Origin of the sequence: Arcicella aurantiaca, assembly GCF_003148625.1 — a bacterium.
GTDB classification, from domain to species: domain Bacteria; phylum Bacteroidota; class Bacteroidia; order Cytophagales; family Spirosomataceae; genus Arcicella; species Arcicella aurantiaca.
Genome location: NZ_QGGO01000017.1, coordinates 25,861 through 43,569 on the forward strand (window position 1 = coordinate 25,861; position 17,709 = coordinate 43,569).

The window sequence follows — 17,709 nt, forward strand, 5'->3', positions numbered from 1 at the left end:
AATATGCTACAAATACAACAAATAAAAGAAAACAAAGCCGCAACCATTGATGGCTTGAATAGAAAATATTTCAAAGGTGGAGAAGAAGCCGTTGAGCAAATTTTGGGTTTAGACGAAAAACGTCGTGAAACTCAGGTTGAATTAGACAATACTCTTGCTAAATCAAATGCTCTTGCCAAAGAAATTGGCGGTTTGATGAAGGCAGGTAAAAAAGAAGAAGCCGAAACTGCTAAAGCGGAAACGGGAACTTTGAAAGCTCGTTCTAAGGAGTTAGAAGAAGTATTAAAAGGCTTAGAATTTGAACTTTATGAGGTGTTGGTGACTTTGCCAAATCTTCCGCATTCAAGTGTGCCAGTAGGAAAAACACCTGAGGAGAATGAAGTTGTTTTGGAAAATGGTGCTATTCCAACGCTTCCAGAAGGAGCAGTTCCTCACTGGGATTTAATCAAGAAATATGATATTATTGACTTTGAATTAGGTAATAAAATCACAGGTGCGGGCTTCCCTGTTTACAAAGGAAAAGGAGCAAGAATTCAGCGTGCTTTGATTAATTTTTTCTTGGATGAAGCTATTAATGCGGGTTATATGGAAGTTCAACCACCGATTTTAATTAACAAAGAATCTGGTTTTGGAACGGGACAATTACCCGATAAAGACGGACAAATGTATCACGCAACGGAAGACGATTTATTCTTGATTCCAACTGCTGAAGTGCCCATTACCAATATGTACCGTGATGTAATTTTGCAAGAAAACGAATTACCTATTAAAAATGCGGGTTATACGCCTTGTTTTCGTAGAGAAGCGGGTTCTTGGGGGGCTCACGTGCGTGGCTTAAACCGTTTGCATCAGTTTGATAAAATAGAGATTGTCCGCATTGAAAAACCAGAAAATTCTTATGCAGCTTTGGAAGAAATGTCTCTTCACGTACAAAGTATTTTACAGAAATTAGAATTGCCTTACCGTGTGTTGCGTTTGTGCGGAGGTGATATGAGCTTTACGTCTGCTCTCACGTATGATATGGAAACGTATTCAGCGGCACAAGGGCGTTGGTTGGAAGTAAGCTCGGTTTCTAACTTTGAAACTTATCAAGCGAACCGTTTAAAATTGAGAATGAAAACCGAAGGGAAATCTCAATTATTACATACGTTAAACGGCTCAGCATTGGCTTTACCACGTATTTTAGCGACTATTTTGGAGAATAATCAAACGCCAGAGGGAATTAAAATTCCAAAGGTTTTAGTGCCTTATTGTGGATTTGATATGATTTCGTAAAAATTAAAAGGGTAAAAGACTTCAATCTTTTACCCTTTTAATTTTTCAAATTATGCCTAAAATTCGGTCTAATTCTCCATCAGAAATATCTGTTTGGTCTGATTTATCGTAAATTGAAACTAAATAGACTGTCTCTAAAACCACTTTCACACAGGTAATAACTCTTGCTCCTCCACTTTTCCCTTTTCCTTTGGATTTTATTTTTAAACGAATTTTGTAGAACCCATCTCTCATTGCTGTACCTAAAAATGGATTTTCTTCGAGGTCTTCAATCAAATCAAGAATTTCATCTTTTAAGGAAGGATATTTTTTCTTTAATCTTTTTGCTTCTTTCTCAAAGTTTTCGATACTTTCAACTTGATAACTCATAGCTCATTCAAAAATTCTCTCGCAGGTCTTGACTTCTTTATTCCCTGTTCAATTTGTTTCATTTCTTCAAGCCCATTTTTAATATTTTCGATAACTTGTTTATCTGTATCTTCTCCAAAACCATCTTCTTGCACACGAACAAAAGGGAAGTTTTGAATCAAGTCTTTGAAAAATTTAAGTTTTTTATTTTCGATTTCTAATGTTAGTATTGCCATTGAATTAATGTTTATGAAACAAATATAAACAAATTTCAGAAGAGACTTAATATCTGATATTTTAAATGCTCAACAATTTCATCTACAAAACATTCAATCTCAACTTCAAATACGTACTCGCCAATAAAACCATTTTTTGGAAGTCTGGGACTCTAATTCTTTCGTTTTGGATTCTTGAAGCGGGGCAATTTTTGATTTTATCGAATAATCTCAAGTAATATTTATAAGCTAAATAAACGCCTCCTTTTGCTTCTTTGGGTAATGCCATAATTCCACGAAGTGCCGCATCAAAATCCGCTTGAATATCATCTTCAATGGCTTTTTTATCAGCTAAGGTGAAATTCTGAAAATTTACATTTGGAAAATAAGTGCGTCCTCTTTCTTGAAAATCTGATTTAATATCTCGCAAAAAATTCACTTTTTGAAAAGCCGAACCTAAACGTTTAGCATCAGCTTTTAAAGCATCATATTGTTCTGAATTTCCATCACAAAATACTCTTAAACACATTAATCCCACAACCTCCGCTGAACCATAAATGTACTCTTCGTAACCATCTTGATTGTAGTCGGCGAAGTATAAATCCATTTCCATCGAATGCAAAAATGCCTCAATTAACTCATGGTCAATTTTATATTGATTGACAATCATTTGAAAAGAATGTAAAACTGGATTTAGACTCACGCCTTCTTCAATTGCCGTATAAGTATCTGCTTTGAAACGAGCCAACAAGGCTTTTTTATCAAAGCCATGAAAAGTATCCACAATCTCATCTGCATAGCGTACAAAGCCATAAATAGCATAGATAGGCAAGTGAAATTTCTTGTCTAAAGTCTTGATACCCAATGTAAAAGATGTGCTGTAATGCTCCGTGATGAGCTTACTACATTCAAGTGTTGTTTTGGTATATAAATCCATTTTTAAATATTAGATAATAGAGGTCAGAGTATAGATTTTAGATAATAAAGGTCAGAGCATAGATTTTAGACTTTAAACGAAAGGAATTAATCATAAATCTATTCTCTGTAATCTAATCTCTATTCTCTAATAAAACTTCTCCTGCTACCAAAAGCCCCGAAATTAAAGACGGCGGAACTCCGGGACCGGGTACAGTCAATTGACCTGTATAATACAAATTCTTTACTTTTTTACTCTTTAAAGTGGGCTTTAAAATTGCCGTTTGCATCAAGGTATTTGCTAAACCATAAGCGTTTCCTTTGAAGGCGTTATAGTCACTCTTAAAATCGTGGTGAGCATAACTTCTTTTGTAAATTACAGAATCTCTGATATTTTCGCCACAATATTTTTCCAAACGTTCCATGATAATATGGTAATATTTCTCTCGAATTTCTTCGGTATCTTCCAAATCTGGGGCAACAGGAATCAATAAAAACAAGTTTTCACAACCTTCTGGGGCAATGCTATCATCGGTTTTTGATGGAGCAGAAGCATAAAAAAGTGGTTTAGAAGGCCATTTTGGCTCGGTATAAATTTCGTGAGCATGAACTTTAAAATCTTCATCAAAGAACAAATTATGATGCTTTAATTTTGAAATTCGTTTATTTACGCCCAAATAAAACAACAACGACGACGGAGCCATTACTCGTTTATCCCAATATTTTTCGTCGTAATTTCTGTATTTTTCTCCCAATAATTTATCTTCAACGTGATGATAATCAGCACTTGCCACTACTACATCTGCCGTAAATTCTCCGTCTTCGGTAATAATTTTATTGGCTTTATCACCTTGAACTTCAATTTTTTGAACGTTTTTATTCAATAAAATTTTTATGCCTTTTTCTTCTGCCAAAGACACCATTCCTTTTACAATTTCGTGCATTCCGCCCATCGGGTACCACGTTCCCATTTCCATCTCGGCGTAATTCATTAGGCTGTACATGGCGGGTGTATTTTCTGGTGTTGCTCCTAAAAATAAAATGGGAAACTCCATGATTTTTAGGATTTTTTCATCCGTAAAAAACTTCCTGATATGAGATGAAAAAGACTGAAATACGTCTAATCGGGTTACGTCGTACAGTAATTTTACGCTCAAAAATTCGGTAATACTTCGTGAGGGTTTCCAAACAAAATTATTAATGCCAACATCATATTTATATGCTGCCTGACGCATAAATTCTTGAAATTTTGCCCGACTTCCTTCTTCCATGCTTTCGAATAAATCGCCTAATTTCTCCACGCCAGCAGGTAAATCAATCGTTTCATTTCCTTGTAAAATAACCGAGTAAGAAGGATTGAGGCGGACTAAGTTATAATAATCGGAAGTTTTTTTGCCAAAGGTTGCAAAGTAATTATCAAAAACATCGGGCATCCAGTACCAACTTGGTCCCATATCGAAAGTAAATCCTTGTTCGTAAAAAACTCTTGCACGCCCACCTGCAACGCTATTTTTCTCTAAAATAATAACTTCATGTCCTTTATCTGCCAAACTGGTAGCTGCTGCCAATCCCGAAAAACCTGAGCCGATTACGATTATTTTCATCTGTAATTGTTGAATATTTCTATGCGAATTATACGTAAATGTTTAACAAAGATAAGCAGGCTTTGTTTGATAAAAGCGTTAAGAATTTAGATAGAAATCTTGATTTTTAATGATATTTCTCTATTTTTGACTAAAAAATGATACTAAAATGGTAGCAACAAAAGATACATTAGCTCTACCCAAAACCTTAGAAGAGTTCATGGCTTGGGAACCAGAAGATGGTTTTAAGTATGAATGGAACGACGGAGAAATAATCAAATTTATCGGCATGAACAAAACACAAGTCTTTATCTACGAAGCACTTAATCAATTATTTATTGAAAAGGGATTATGGAAATTAGGTACATTTATCTCTGAGTATGATGTTCAACTAACTGGTATTCAGATGAGAAGACCAGATATTGCTTTTCTTTCAAAAGAGCAGATAGCATTAACAAAACAAGGTGAAGACGAAATTCCTGAGTTTGTAATTGAAGTAATTTCTGGTAATGATAAAGCCAATAAAGTAGAAGAAAAAACGGTTGAATATTTTAAAGCGGGTGCGGGCGGCGTTCCGCTGAAAGTTTTGTGGCTAATTTATCCAGATAATAAAACAGTTCAAGTTTACACATCTCTAAAACAAGCTCAGATTTGCTATGATGACGATATTTGTTCTGCCAGTCCCGTTTTACCAGATTTTGAAATTAAGGTGAATGATATTTTTGCATGATTTTTAGGTAGAGACGTTGCCCGCAACGTCTTTTTGAAATGCAACCAACGTCTTTTTCAAACGCAACGTCTTTTGAGAATATATCATAAAACAAAACCCCACAAGATATTAAAATCTCGTGGGGTTTTGTTTTTTATAAGTGTTGCAGGCAACATTTATAAAAAGACGTTGCAGGCAAATATGTCACAGGCAACATTTATGAAAAGACGTTGCAGGCAACGTCTCTACGCTAATGCCACTTTCAAATTCTCATCAATTGCTGCTAAGAATTCTTCTGTATATAAATAGTGTTCGCCATGACTCACTTTATTTCCGTGAATACAAACAGCTAAATCTTTTGTCATTTTTCCAGACTCAACCGTAGCAACACAAACTTTTTCTAAAGTTTGGCAGAAGTTGATAAGAGCTTCGTTTCCGTCTAATTTACCACGGAATTCTAAACCACGTGTCCATGCGAAGATAGAAGCGATTGGGTTAGTTGAAGTTGGTTTTCCAGCTTGGTGGTCACGGTAGTGACGTGTTACTGTTCCGTGAGCAGCTTCAGCTTCCATTACTTTTCCGTCTGGCGTAATCAATACTGAAGTCATTAAACCTAATGAACCGAAACCTTGAGCAACTGTATCTGACTGAACGTCTCCGTCATAGTTTTTACAAGCCCAAACAAAGTTACCATTCCATTTCAAGGCAGAAGCAACCATATCATCAATTAAACGGTGTTCGTAAACAATACCCGCTGCATCAAATTGTGCTTTGTAGTCTGCTTGGTAGATTTCTTCAAAAATATCTTTGAAACGACCATCGTATTTTTTCAAGATAGTGTTTTTCGTAGATAAATATAAAGGCCATCCTTTGCTCAATGCCATGTTGAAACATGAGTGAGCAAAACCACGGATAGACTCATCTGTGTTATACATTGTTAAAGCTACACCGTCGTTTTTGAAGTTGAATACTTCAAAAGTTTGTGCTTCAGAACCGTCTTCTGGCGTGAAAGTAACTGTTAATTTACCTTTTCCTTTTGTTAAGAAGTCAGTTGCTCTGTATTGATCACCAAAAGCATGACGACCAATCATGATTGGTGCAGTCCAGTTTGGTACTAATCTTGGAACATTTGTACAAACGATTGGCTCACGGAAAACAGTACCATCTAAGATGTTACGGATTGTTCCGTTTGGAGATTTCCACATTTGTTTCAAATTGAATTCTTTAACACGTGCTTCGTCAGGAGTGATGGTTGCACATTTGATACCTACGCCATACTTTTTGATAGCTTCAGCAGCATCAACAGTAACTTGGTCGTTAGTTTCGTCACGGTATTCCATTCCTAAGTCGTAGTATTTAATATCTACGTCTAAGTAAGGAGTAATTAATTTATCCTTGATAAATTTCCAGATAATTCGAGTCATTTCGTCGCCATCAAGTTCAACGACAGGGTTTGCAACTTTAATTTTTTCCATTGTGAAATATGCTAATTTTTGTATTTCGTGAGCAAGAATGCTCTGTTTTTTCAGATTTTAAAGTATCTGAGATTATTTTATTAAAATAATTTGGGGCAAAGGTACGGAATGAATTAATACGGTGTATTTCATTTTTTATCCCATTCTTCCCGAACCGTTAAATAAGTTATTAAGAATACATTATTTCCTGATTTAGATAATTTGTATCTTAAATTATTAAACTGTTTGTGTTTCCCTTTCTACTGATAATTCCGACTAAATTTCCGAAGACAAATTTTTCATTTTAAACCCTTTAATTATTAAACTATGAAACGTCCACTGATTATTATCTTCTTACTGTTTCTGATTTTTTCAATTTTCTTTTATTTTTCGTTGGGAACTGAACCTAAGATTGTTGGAGAGGAGGTTGCCAGTCCAAAGGGAACCAATTTTAATCCAATCCTTCAAAAAAATGCTTCGTATGTTTATGTTGAAGGTGCTGGTTACGTATTAAAAGACCGAAAAGTTGTATTATTTGTTGGGCAAGATACCGCCCAAGCTCAGCGGGCAGATGCCATAAAATCCATAGAAAAAGAATTAGAAAGCTATTGGAAGTGGCAAATTTTAATTGGTAAAAAAGATATTGAGGAAATAACGGATGAGGGGCAAAATGATAGAATAAAGACTCAAAGAAGCTACCCTGAAAAGAACTATCCAGAAAAAAATATTTTCAGACGGATTTTAGATGTGTTTAAAGTGGCTGATGCCATCAATGTTGTTCGTGATAATAGTAAAACCTGCGACTGTGATGATGCCTTGTTATTGCTGGCTGGAAAAGATTTACATTTAATCCAAACTACCTTAAATCCTGATGGTGGAGCGGTAGGAAATACCCTTGACGATGCTAAAAACGGGAAAGATATAGCAAGACAAGAGCAAATGTTGAAATTGCCACAGAAAGATACCGAAGTTGGAGGTGATGGAAAAGAAGCTCCTTTTTTAGTTGGAATTATTGATTCTGGATTAAATTTTGGGAATGCAATTGTCTCGCAAAATGAGTCTTTTATTACTCCTTTCGTAAATTCTTCATTAAATTATAATTTCTTGAAAAATAATGTAGATGTGAGAGATACGCTTGAACATGGGACAAAAATTGCCCGTATTATTCTTAGTAATGCAGGCGTAAGAAATGTAAAATTTGTAGGATTAAAAACGTTTGATACTACCAAAGTAAGTAATTTATATGATAATTTATGTGCGATTTTATATTCAATTAAACACAAAGTAAGAGTTGTAAATACCAGTTGGGGAGCGTTTAGTGAAAAACCAATTCCTGTTTTTGAGGAAGTTTTGAGGCGTGCCAAAGCTGCCAATATGGTAGTGGTTTGTTCGGCTGGAAATACTAATGTTGATATTGATTTGAATCCTTATTATCCTGCTTGTTATGCCGACCATCCAGAATTAGGTAGTCACGTAATAACCGTAACCAGTATTTTTAATAAACAGATTTGTCAAAATTATTCATCATCAGGTAAAAAAATAGATTTAACTTTTGATGCTATTAATGAAAATTGTGAACATCCGATTCCTGATAATTTAGGCGGAGCGACTGCCCCAACGGAATCGGGTACGTCGTATGCTGCTCCTTACGTTACGGCAGGAGTAATAAATTATATCAATGGCTCGTCTGCTGGGTATTCAAAAAGTGGATATATTGGGGCTATTCCAACGGGAAGTAAGATTCGTCCGTATTAGTCAGAAAATACAAGTTTTCTTTCTTTGATTCCTCTAAAAGTCTTAAATTGAGATTATTACCTCGTGATTATCTCAATTTAAGACAAAATGCCCAAATTAATACTCATATTTTTCTTCATCCTTCTTACTGATTTCTCTGCATTATCGAATTGCCCAAATTCGAGAGAAATTTGGCTCTCTTTTCAAAAAGTTAAGAATCAATCAGAACTTATTCAACTCAAAAATATTTGTCAAAAATGTAATATTCGAGACTCCACTTACGCCAATATTCTTCAAGAAATTGCCAAAATTTATCATGGAAAGCAAGATTTCTTAGCCGCTACTTTATTGGTTCAAGAGGCAATTGCATTAAATTCTTCGCATCAAAAAAATATCAATAAGTCAAATTTGGTGGACAATTTTAACTTATTAGCTAAAATAAAAGATGGGCAAGGCAACTATCAAGAAGCCCTCATAATCTATAATCGCTGTATTGAATTATCGGCTAATTTTCCAGAAAAAATAATTATTCAGCCGTACATATATGCCCAAAAAGCAAGTATTCTAAGCAGAAAAGGAGACTTTGAACAGGCAATCGCACAAGCTAATATCGGTATTAATTTGGCTCAACAAGGAGGGCAAGACTCGCTCATTACAAAATGCCTCATTGAAAGAGCCAAAGCCTATGTGCTTATGGGAGATGTAACCAAAGCCAATAAAGACTTGGAGACGGCGAAAAATAATTTGAAAAAAGAAAAATTTTCGGATTCATTACCCAAAGCATTTTACTTTTTTGCACAAACGGCTTCCAAAGAAAAGAAATATTTAGAGGCTATTAGTTTCTATGAGCAAGCTCAGCAAATGTATTTTAGAAGCAAAAACGAAGATAAATATGCTCTGAGTTTTGTGGATATTGGCATCAACTACTATTTTTTGAAACAATATGATAAGGCATTAGAAAATTATCAAAAAGGGCTGAAAATCATGAAACGCCCCTTTATGAAAGTTATTTTTTTTGATGATATTGCTGCCGTGTATTGGATGAAAAAAGACTATCCTAAAGCCTTTGAAAACTATCAAAAAGCCCTTTCTGTTGCCCCAATTGGGTTTAATGCCAAAACATTGTTTGATAATCCTACGGTGAATAATTTAAAGGGGGCAGATTTTAAGACTTATTTTCTCACGACACTCCAAGATAAAGCAGAAACTTGGCTCGAATATTACGAAAAAACTAAAGAACCTAAACATTTACAGATTGCTTTAAATACCTATTTGACGGCAGATAAACTCATTGATTTAATGCGGTTTGAACATTCTGGAACGCAATCAAAATTATATTGGAGAAACAAAACCCATCATCTTTACGAACAAGCGATTAAAACCTGTTTTTTGCTAAAAAATTATGATAAAGCCTTTTATTTTTTCGAGAAAAGTAAGGCGATTTTACTCAATGACCGCCTCAATGAACTGACCGCCAAACAACAACTTTCGCCTCAAGATTTGGCTAAAGAAGTTGATTTTCAACAAAAAATATTGGAGCTGAATAAAAAACTGTCTTCTGAACTTGAAAACTCTAAAAAATACGCTGATTTCCAAAGTCAATTGATTGAAGTTCAGGCAAATCAAGAACGATTTATTAAAGGTTTAGAAACCAAAAATCCAACTTATTTTAGATACAAATATGACACTACTTTGGTGACTTTGGAAAAGGTTAAAAAGTATTTGTCTTCAGACCAAACTTTGCTCGAATATTTTGTTGGAGATGAAGCTATTTATGCCTTACAGATTTCTAATCATAAAACAGATTTGTACAAAATTTCTAACGAAAAATATAAAGAAAAAGCTCAATTGTTTTTGTCTTATTGTGCTGATAATCAAAAGGCTAATCGAGATTATAAAGATTTTTTATTGGTTAGTAATCAATTATATCAGCAAATATTTAGATATATCAATATTCCAAAAGGAAGGTTAATCATAGCTCAAGATGGCTTTTTTCTTCCCTTTGAAGCCCTGTCAAAATCAGCGAAAAAAGCCGAATATTTATTGAATGATTATGCCATTAGTTATACTTATTCGGTACAATTTCTGTTGAAAAATTTAAGCGAAAGTTCGTTTTCCGTTGGGCATAAATTTATGGGAATGTCACCCGTTAATTTTAACCATAATTTGAACCAAACATCACTTTTAGGTTCAGATATTTCCTTGTCGGATATTGCCTCTAATTTCTTTTTTGGCAAAAAATATAATCAAACTGAAGCCACCAAAAAAGCATTTTTAAACAATGCTCATGACTATCAAATTGTACATCTTTATACCCATGCACAGGCGGATAGTACCGACCAAGAACCTATGATTTATTTTAAAGATTCTGTCTTGAAATTATCAGAATTATCCAACTTAGAACGCTTCAAAACGCAATTATTAGTGCTTTCTGCTTGTAAAACTGCCGTAGGAAAAAATGCGGTAGGAGAGGGCATTTTGAGTCTTTCTCGTGGTTTTGCTGCATTGGGTATTCCTGCTACTTTGACCACGCTTTGGAGTGTTGAAAATCAAGCCACTTATACACTCAATGAGTTGTTTTACAGATATTTATCACAAGGATATTCAAAAGATATTTCTCTACAAAAAGCCAAATTAGAGTTTCTTCAAAGCCAATCTGGCGAAAAACAATTACCAACCTTTTGGGCTGCTGCCGTTTTGGTAGGCGATGCCGAAGCCATCACTTTCAATAAATTTTGGGTTTATTTGCTTATAGGTTTCATATTGATTTCGGGAGGGTTTTGGTGGTATCAAAAAAAATAATTCATAACAATGCAACCCTTGACTTATTCGTTCTTGTCTAACAGTTGTAGCTGCAAAAAATTATTAAAACTTGATTATTAAAACTCTTGAAATTTAAAACATGAAAAAGCTTCTTTTTATTTGCTCAATGACCTTTGTAGGTTTGTTGACTGGCTGTACCGAAAAATTAGAAACCGTAATTGATTCTTCACAAACGGTTGATAATGCAACAACAGCCCGTATTTCGGCAGTGATTAAAACAGATTATCCATCGGCTACCAATCTTTCAGTTTCAACAATTGACGACAAAAAAGTCTATGGATGTGATTTCTCGGTTTCTGGAATATCTCATGAAGCGGCAGTATCGGCAACAGGTCAAATTTTGAGTGTATATCACTCTACCGATGACGTGACGCTTCCTGACGCTATCAAAACGTATCTTTCAACGACTTATGCAGGTTACAAACTTGAAAAAGTTGGTATCGGAAAAGATGCTTCTGGCAATACTTCGTATAAAATTTTGATTCAATACAACGACCAAAAAATTACGATAGTTTTTGATGCAAAATACGCCGTTGTAGCCACTTTTTCTGAACCCAAAAACAATGTTACGGGAGATAAAAACAAGGTTTTTGCTACTAAATTGGCTGATTTACCCGCAACTATCCAAACTCAATTATCTGGTTATGATTTTATTGGAGCAGTAGTGAAAACTAATTCTGAAGGGAAAAAAACATATTTTGTAACGGCTAAAAAAGATGGAATACTGTATGAATTTACGTATGATAATGAGGGTAAATTAATTAAAACGGTTTCTATCGACCCAAGTAAGAAAATTGAAGATAAGTCCTTGAAAGAAAATGAGTTGCCACAGGTTGTAAAAGACTATTTGCAGATAAATTATAAAGACTGGAAATACGAAAAGGGCGTTGTTTTGATGCAAGGTGGAGTTATCGATTCTTATTCTATTGTCATATCAAAAGATAAGAAAATAGCCCTTTTATTGTTCGATAAAGATGGCAAGTTTTTGAAAGTGGTAGAAACGCCAACTATTCAATTGCCTAAATTTGAAAATAAAGATTTGATTGTGGCAGATTTACCTTCTGTCATTACTGAATATTTAAACAAAACGTATGCAGGCTGGACTTTTACAAAAGGTAGTGTTACGCTGAAAGATAGTTCTCCAGAAGCGTATTACGTTTATATCACCGTTGGAGCTGATAAATACCATGTTTATTTTGATAAAAATGGTAAATTTTTAGCCGCCAAAAGAGGATAAAATACTTTTGGAAACTAAATAATAATCCAAATTTGAGATGAAATTGTGCGGGCTTAATACTTCCCTAACACAATTTCATCTTACAAAAACATGAAAAATGTAGTAAACATATTGATGTTTTTCGTACTGTGTATCTTGGCATCGTGCGATGAAATAAAACAAGTGCCTCCACCAGTGATTGTTAATCCGACTGTTGAAACACCCTTGATTAATACTAAAATTATTTATACACAAGCCAACAACTTTGTCGCCTTTGATACAAAAGATTTACTGTTAAAATCACAAGGATTTACCTCTCTCAAACTTGAAGTTTTGCCTCGATATGGTAAAATAAGTTTCAGTAAAACAGGTTTAATCATGTATAAATCTGATTCTGCAAAAGCTGAAACATCGGAATTATTGATTTATAAAACTATTAATACCGACCCTCTAAAAACGAAACAAGACACGCTTCTAATTATTGTAAGCCCCGACCTTAGTAAAATTCCTTGCAATGCAGGGGCAATTCCTGATTTTTATACGGTAAAAGTCAACACGCCTACCATTTTGAATGTCCTGAAAAACGACCGTTTTTGTAATTCTATTCTTGATTCAACAACACTTGAAATTGTCGAAAAACCAATTTTAGGTTCAGCTTCTGTTCAAAATAATCGTGTTTTATATATTCCTAAAACAGGTTTGAGTGCCGACGATGTCTTTCTCTATCGAATCTGCACAGGTGGCACCACGCCCAAATGTATGATTGCAGGTGTACGCATAGATGTTGAAGGAAATGTCTGTAAAACGTTCTTAATGCCCGATTTGCTTGTTATTAATAAAACCAACACGGCTACTCAGGTTATTAAGGTATTAGATAATGATAAACTTTGTGATAATTACGACAAAAAGAGCTTGAAGATTTCGGCACAACCACGTTACGGAAAAGCAATTGTAAATAGCAATAATGAAATTGAATATACCCAAACGGCAAATAAAACAGCCATTGATGCCTTAGAATATAGTATTGCGGATAAAGACGGGAAAAATCCTTTACGAATGATTGTTGAAATCTATATTAAAGAAGTTCCTGTTTGTAAAGCAGATGCCAAGAATGGAGAGATGGAAGTGTCTGTAAATCAGGCAAAAGAAGCTGAGTTTGAAATTCCATACAGTTTATATCTGACTGCTTGTGTAGAAGTGAAAGACGTAAATTTTGAATCACAACCAACTTTTGGAACATTACGAATTGAAGGCAAAAAAATATTGTATAAACTAAAGCCTTCTGACGGAAAAGAACATAATGACCAGTTTAAATACATTGTGAATACGGCTAATGGAGAGACTTTAAAAGCCAATTTTACCGTTAAGATTAAAAAATAATTATAAGTTTTAGCCATTGGTTTACCCAAAACTAAAACAAAAAACTTCTTTAAAAAGCCAAGCTTAAAGCCAATAGCCGAAAGCCCAAACGCATGGTAAACGAACAGGAATTAGTCAAAGCCTGCCAAAATAATGACCGCAAAGCCCAAACAGCCTTTTACAATTTGTACAAGGGTAAATTGATGGGTGTTTGTCGGCGTTATACCCGCACGCCCGATGAAGCCGAAGACATTTATCAAGAAGCCTTTGTAAAAATCTTCAATAATATCCATACCCTCGAAAAAGCAGGGGCTGTGGGTGCTTGGGTACGCAAAACGGTAATCCATACTGCTATTAATTATTATCACGCAAATCTCAAATTTCAACAGAATACAGATTATGAAAACACTTTACTAAGCAACGATGATTACCCCAATTTGTTAGCGAATCTTTCAAATGAAGAATTGCTGACACTTATCAACCAACTCCCTGACGGCTACCGTATGGTTTTTAACCTCTATGTGATTGATGGTTATAGCCATGCCGAAATCGGGCAAATGTTGGGAGTGAGTGAGAATACGTCAAAATCGCAACTCTCACGAGCAAAAGAACTGCTTAGAAAGCAACTAAAACCAATGGGAATTATCAGCTATGAACGCACTTGATAACGAAAATGACCCTTTTGAGGATGTTTTTAGAAATAGATTCGCCGATTTTGAATCTGAACCAGACTTTCAGCTCTGGAATAAAATAGAACCTCAACTCCCTGTGAAACCCACAAGGAAAATACCGTATTGGCAAATTTCAGCGATAGCATTAATCATGTTATTGTCGGGTTTGAGCGTGTATCATTTCTCACAATCTTCAGAAGAAAATACCACAACTTTGGCGGAGGTTTTACCAAAAGGAATGCCTAAAACTGAGCCTCAATTTGTGCCAACAAAAGGCGAAAAAACAAGCCTCAATAATAACATCGAGAACTCGAAAGGACTACCAATTAACATATCTTCTCCAGAAAAAAATAGAGAAACCTCAGATGATAATCAAACGACTCCACTTTTTGTAGCTCCACAGACTGATAAAATTTTAAAAAATGTAAGAAAAAATATTATTGCCGACAATTTTACGGGAGAAGCTAAAAATGAAATTTTTATAGAGCCAAATTCTGAGAAAAATGCTATTTATGAGATAGAAAGTGAGAATAAGGCAAAAAAATATAATAAAAAGAATAAAGAAAAATTAAACCTTTTTGCCACAAGAACATCTAATAAAGGCATTGTAGAAAATTATCATAAAATAAATGAGAATATTTTTGATGTTCAAGGCAATAAAAGCCCATTGTTTAATGTATTTAATAATAATCAAGGTTTTTCATTGACAACTTTAAACTCAAAAGATTATAGTTTATTATCAAAAGATTTTAGAAAACTAAAGTTGAAATATGTAACTTTGCCGAAAGAAGATAAATATTTTAAAGAATCAAAGCCGATTGATTTGTATTTTAGTGTAATGCCATTATTAAATTATTACACAATTACACCCAATGGCAACGATGCAAATTATGTACATGGAATTGCGGTAAATGATGATGGCGACCGTCTGGGATTTTATACCCAAAGTGGGGTGATTTTTACCCTATCAGAGAGGTTTAAATTACGCACAGGCTTAACATTTACCAATACCAATCATAGTATCAATTATCAGATTAGAACGGACTCATTGGTTGTGCAATCTCCTGACAATAAAGGAGTTGATGTGAGTTTTGCAGAAATAAATCAGACATATTCGCAGTCTGCCAATTATTTAGGCACAAAAATTGAGTTACAATATTTATTCCTGAAAGGAGAGGAACTCACACATTATGTGAATGTAGGAGTAGAGGGAGCTTATAGGCTCAATGGCAATCATCAGCTTAACGGTTTTGCCAATTTTGCTTATGGCGTAACTCGTCAAATTGGAGACAATGCTTATTTATTTGTTGAGCCAACCTTTAGTTATTCGCTCAACCAACAAAGTGATAGCAACGCCTTCTTATTAGTTAAACCTAATAAAATCGGTTTTAATATCGGGGTTAATTTTAAAATTAAATAATATGAAAAATCTATTGAGTTTTTGTTGGAAAACATTCGCTTGTGTGGCACTGATATTTGTGGGGTTAGCAATTGCTATTTTTGATGGAGATATTCATAAAATGTAAAATAACTGAGCCAACTTTCAAAAGATTTAGCAATTGCTACTTTGCTTAAAGAGTTTGGTCAATCCTATATCAAATTAACCAAAAAAGGCGAATGGAATACATTCGCCTTTTTCATTTCGGAACTATCTACTATTTGTCGCAAGACGAAATTAGACCACAGATAACACGGATAAAACAGATTTATACTGATTTTTCTTTAATTTTTCCGTGTAAATCTGTTAAATCAGTACAATCCGTGGTCTAATTTTATTCTACGTCAAATTGTAGATAGTTCCGTTTCATTTTGTGGTACTTCCTTTCTGAAGCGTCGGTTAATCCAACAACTAAATCCTAATCCCTACCTACTTGGAATAAGATTGCTTTATGATGATGTAAGGTATGATAAATAGTGAAATATAGCATTTCTCTGATTGTTAATTTCCCTAAAAGTGGGTGAGGTAAAAGATATTTGTCTAAATCTTCCTCTGTAAAATCATTAACCTTTTTCAAAAATATTTCATTTACCTTTCTGAATTGCCCTATCAAATCTTCTCTGTTTAGGAGTTCTTTTTTAGGCGTAAATTGCTCCGTTGAAACGCCACCTTCGGCTAATTTTTGATGGTATTTGTTAACCATTTCTTCATAGTTTCTTGGATTTCGATTCAATTTCCCAAAAAATAAAAGAGCAAAATTGGGTAAAGTGAAAGCAAGGTTCAAGGGTTTTACAGATAAAATCAAATGTTGAACATTTTGTACGGCAGACCATTTATTATCTTTTTGTTGAAAAATAATGTCATTAGATGATTGATTAATAGTCGTTTCAACAATATTAAACCCTTCTGAAAGTTTCTGGATGATTTCTTGTTTTGTCATGTTTTGAGATGGTTATGGATTGAAAAAATTGGGCAAATCCAACGAATTCACCCAGTTTACACTATTAATCATTGTATAAATTTTTTGATATATCTAAATTTATGTTTTGCCAAACGATTGTTTGGTAAAAGTGATAAATGATTTTGAAGAAAGCAAATTTTGCCGATAAGATTTTTTAGTAAGTAATTGTTTATTAGCATGATGCTCAAATTATTTATGTAGGTGAAACAACCGTTTTTTGCTATATTTCGTCCTTTATGTAACAATTTTTATCATTTAATAACTCTACAATGAAGAACCACCTAAAAATTTTGAGCGTATTTCTACTCGTAATTTGCAGTATTATGGGATTTTTGGCACTTTATTTTTGTGCAATCTGTGAATAGACTTCCTGTGAAAGTGTTTTAAGTCGTAATACAACATCTTTTCGGCTACAAATAGCGAAAATTTTTCAAGATTGGGCATCCCCCCATTTCTCTGCTATGCTTTCAAAATTCCCGCTATTTTCACTCGAAAATATACCATTTTTCAATCATAAAATACTTTCACAGGAAGTCTAATAAAACAAAAAGCTTCTGAGTATAGTACCCAGAAGCTTTTTTATGCAATAATATTTGACATTTGGTAGGAATCTTCATTTTCATCTTTTATTTCAAAACCTAAATTTTGATAAAATTGAATGGCTCGTTTATTGACTTTCAGCACCTCCAAACGTATTTCGGAATGCTGTTTTATTAAATCTTCAAGAATAATTTTTCCGATACCTTTTTCTTGAAATTCCTTCAAAATCATAATATTTGACAGAAAAATATGGTCAATTCGATTTTCAGTTTCAAGATAACCAATCGCTTTTTCTTGCAGTTCAATAATTTGAAAATGTGCTTTTTTGTAGTGTTCTCTGTGAAATTCATCTTGTGCTTGTTCGTTCCAACCCCAAAGCATTTCCAGATATTCATATAAAGCATTTTTCTTGATTTTATAAGTTAAATCAAGGTCATTTTCAGTTGCTTTTCTTAGTGAAAATATCAT

Annotated in this window: 15 protein-coding genes; 8 read left to right on the forward strand and 7 right to left on the reverse strand. The window is 34.1% G+C overall.

All coding sequences use genetic code 11. The features are described from left to right. The first annotated feature begins 3 nt into the window (after positions 1 to 3). A complete protein-coding gene (gene serS, locus LV89_RS15615) occupies positions 4 to 1,275 on the forward strand; it encodes a serine--tRNA ligase (RefSeq protein ID WP_109743852.1) in 1,272 nt (423 codons plus the stop codon). A gap of 45 nt (positions 1,276 to 1,320) precedes the next feature. On the opposite strand, the gene LV89_RS15620 is transcribed toward serS, so the two are convergent. The 4 genes from LV89_RS15620 to crtID all read right to left on the reverse strand — a co-directional run bounded on the left by LV89_RS15620 (position 1,321) and on the right by crtID (position 4,357). Then, the gene (locus LV89_RS15620; RefSeq protein ID WP_109743853.1) at positions 1,321 to 1,644 is read right to left on the reverse strand and encodes a type II toxin-antitoxin system RelE family toxin; all 324 of its coding nucleotides are present in this window, start codon (positions 1,642 to 1,644) and stop codon (positions 1,321 to 1,323) included. Further along, entirely contained in the window at positions 1,641 to 1,859 is a 219-nt protein-coding gene (locus tag LV89_RS15625; protein ID WP_109743854.1) for a hypothetical protein, read from the reverse strand. The genes LV89_RS15620 and LV89_RS15625 overlap by 4 nt, the downstream gene beginning before the upstream one ends. 82 nt (positions 1,860 to 1,941) lie before the next feature. Further along, complete coding sequence (locus LV89_RS15630) at positions 1,942 to 2,775, reverse strand: phytoene/squalene synthase family protein (protein WP_109743855.1); 834 nt, start codon at positions 2,773 to 2,775, stop codon at positions 1,942 to 1,944. Positions 2,776 to 2,887: 112 nt separating this feature from the next. Further along, a complete protein-coding gene (gene crtID, locus LV89_RS15635; protein ID WP_109743856.1) occupies positions 2,888 to 4,357 on the reverse strand; it encodes a bifunctional phytoene desaturase/3,4-desaturase in 1,470 nt (489 codons plus the stop codon). A gap of 148 nt (positions 4,358 to 4,505) precedes the next feature. Here crtID and LV89_RS15640 point away from each other — a divergent pair, with 148 nt between their 5' ends. Beyond that, positions 4,506 to 5,066: a Uma2 family endonuclease gene (locus LV89_RS15640; protein WP_109743857.1), complete on the forward strand. Its 561-nt coding sequence runs from the start codon at positions 4,506 to 4,508 to the stop codon at positions 5,064 to 5,066. Positions 5,067 to 5,290: 224 nt separating this feature from the next. On the opposite strand, the gene LV89_RS15645 is transcribed toward LV89_RS15640, so the two are convergent. Beyond that, positions 5,291 to 6,520, reverse strand: coding sequence for an isocitrate dehydrogenase (NADP(+)) (locus tag LV89_RS15645; RefSeq protein WP_109743858.1), 1,230 nt, complete (start codon positions 6,518 to 6,520; stop codon positions 5,291 to 5,293). 306 nt (positions 6,521 to 6,826) lie between these two features. Between LV89_RS15645 and LV89_RS15650 the strand changes: the two genes are divergently transcribed. From LV89_RS15650 to LV89_RS15675, 6 genes are all read left to right on the forward strand, one after another. Beyond that, complete coding sequence (locus tag LV89_RS15650) at positions 6,827 to 8,254, forward strand: S8 family peptidase (protein ID WP_109743859.1); 1,428 nt, start codon at positions 6,827 to 6,829, stop codon at positions 8,252 to 8,254. 87 nt (positions 8,255 to 8,341) lie between these two features. Further along, positions 8,342 to 11,035, forward strand: coding sequence for a CHAT domain-containing protein (locus tag LV89_RS15655; protein WP_109743860.1), 2,694 nt, complete (start codon positions 8,342 to 8,344; stop codon positions 11,033 to 11,035). 100 nt (positions 11,036 to 11,135) lie between these two features. Then, a complete protein-coding gene (locus tag LV89_RS15660; RefSeq protein WP_109743861.1) occupies positions 11,136 to 12,293 on the forward strand; it encodes a PepSY-like domain-containing protein in 1,158 nt (385 codons plus the stop codon). A gap of 90 nt (positions 12,294 to 12,383) precedes the next feature. Further along, positions 12,384 to 13,652, forward strand: coding sequence for an Ig-like domain-containing protein (locus LV89_RS15665; protein ID WP_146199175.1), 1,269 nt, complete (start codon positions 12,384 to 12,386; stop codon positions 13,650 to 13,652). A gap of 92 nt (positions 13,653 to 13,744) precedes the next feature. Further along, positions 13,745 to 14,296, forward strand: a complete 552-nt coding sequence (locus tag LV89_RS15670; RefSeq protein ID WP_109743863.1) for an RNA polymerase sigma factor — start codon at positions 13,745 to 13,747, stop codon at positions 14,294 to 14,296. Then, positions 14,283 to 15,722: a hypothetical protein gene (locus LV89_RS15675; protein ID WP_109743864.1), complete on the forward strand. Its 1,440-nt coding sequence runs from the start codon at positions 14,283 to 14,285 to the stop codon at positions 15,720 to 15,722. The genes LV89_RS15670 and LV89_RS15675 overlap by 14 nt, the downstream gene beginning before the upstream one ends. 436 nt (positions 15,723 to 16,158) lie before the next feature. Here the strand turns inward: LV89_RS15675 and LV89_RS15680 are convergent, their stop codons facing one another. Continuing rightward, on the reverse strand, positions 16,159 to 16,680 hold the full coding sequence (locus LV89_RS15680; RefSeq protein WP_109743865.1) for a DinB family protein: 522 nt from the start codon (positions 16,678 to 16,680) through the stop codon (positions 16,159 to 16,161). Positions 16,681 to 17,280: 600 nt separating this feature from the next. Continuing rightward, positions 17,281 to 17,709 (reverse strand): GNAT family N-acetyltransferase, encoded by a 429-nt coding sequence (locus LV89_RS15685; protein WP_109743866.1) that lies wholly within the window; start codon positions 17,707 to 17,709, stop codon positions 17,281 to 17,283.

Coding starts and splice junctions, on each gene's coding strand:
- serS (WP_109743852.1), top strand. CDS start 4: ATGCTACAAATACAACAAATAAAAGAAAACAAAGCCGCAACCATTGAT.
- LV89_RS15620 (WP_109743853.1), bottom strand. CDS start 1,644: ATGAGTTATCAAGTTGAAAGTATCGAAAACTTTGAGAAAGAAGCAAAA.
- LV89_RS15625 (WP_109743854.1), bottom strand. CDS start 1,859: ATGGCAATACTAACATTAGAAATCGAAAATAAAAAACTTAAATTTTTC.
- LV89_RS15630 (WP_109743855.1), bottom strand. CDS start 2,775: ATGGATTTATATACCAAAACAACACTTGAATGTAGTAAGCTCATCACG.
- crtID (WP_109743856.1), bottom strand. CDS start 4,357: ATGAAAATAATCGTAATCGGCTCAGGTTTTTCGGGATTGGCAGCAGCT.
- LV89_RS15640 (WP_109743857.1), top strand. CDS start 4,506: ATGGTAGCAACAAAAGATACATTAGCTCTACCCAAAACCTTAGAAGAG.
- LV89_RS15645 (WP_109743858.1), bottom strand. CDS start 6,520: ATGGAAAAAATTAAAGTTGCAAACCCTGTCGTTGAACTTGATGGCGAC.
- LV89_RS15650 (WP_109743859.1), top strand. CDS start 6,827: ATGAAACGTCCACTGATTATTATCTTCTTACTGTTTCTGATTTTTTCA.
- LV89_RS15655 (WP_109743860.1), top strand. CDS start 8,342: ATGCCCAAATTAATACTCATATTTTTCTTCATCCTTCTTACTGATTTC.
- LV89_RS15660 (WP_109743861.1), top strand. CDS start 11,136: ATGAAAAAGCTTCTTTTTATTTGCTCAATGACCTTTGTAGGTTTGTTG.
- LV89_RS15665 (WP_146199175.1), top strand. CDS start 12,384: ATGAAAAATGTAGTAAACATATTGATGTTTTTCGTACTGTGTATCTTG.
- LV89_RS15670 (WP_109743863.1), top strand. CDS start 13,745: ATGGTAAACGAACAGGAATTAGTCAAAGCCTGCCAAAATAATGACCGC.
- LV89_RS15675 (WP_109743864.1), top strand. CDS start 14,283: ATGAACGCACTTGATAACGAAAATGACCCTTTTGAGGATGTTTTTAGA.
- LV89_RS15680 (WP_109743865.1), bottom strand. CDS start 16,680: ATGACAAAACAAGAAATCATCCAGAAACTTTCAGAAGGGTTTAATATT.
- LV89_RS15685 (WP_109743866.1), bottom strand. CDS start 17,709: ATGATATTTTCACTAAGAAAAGCAACTGAAAATGACCTTGATTTAACT.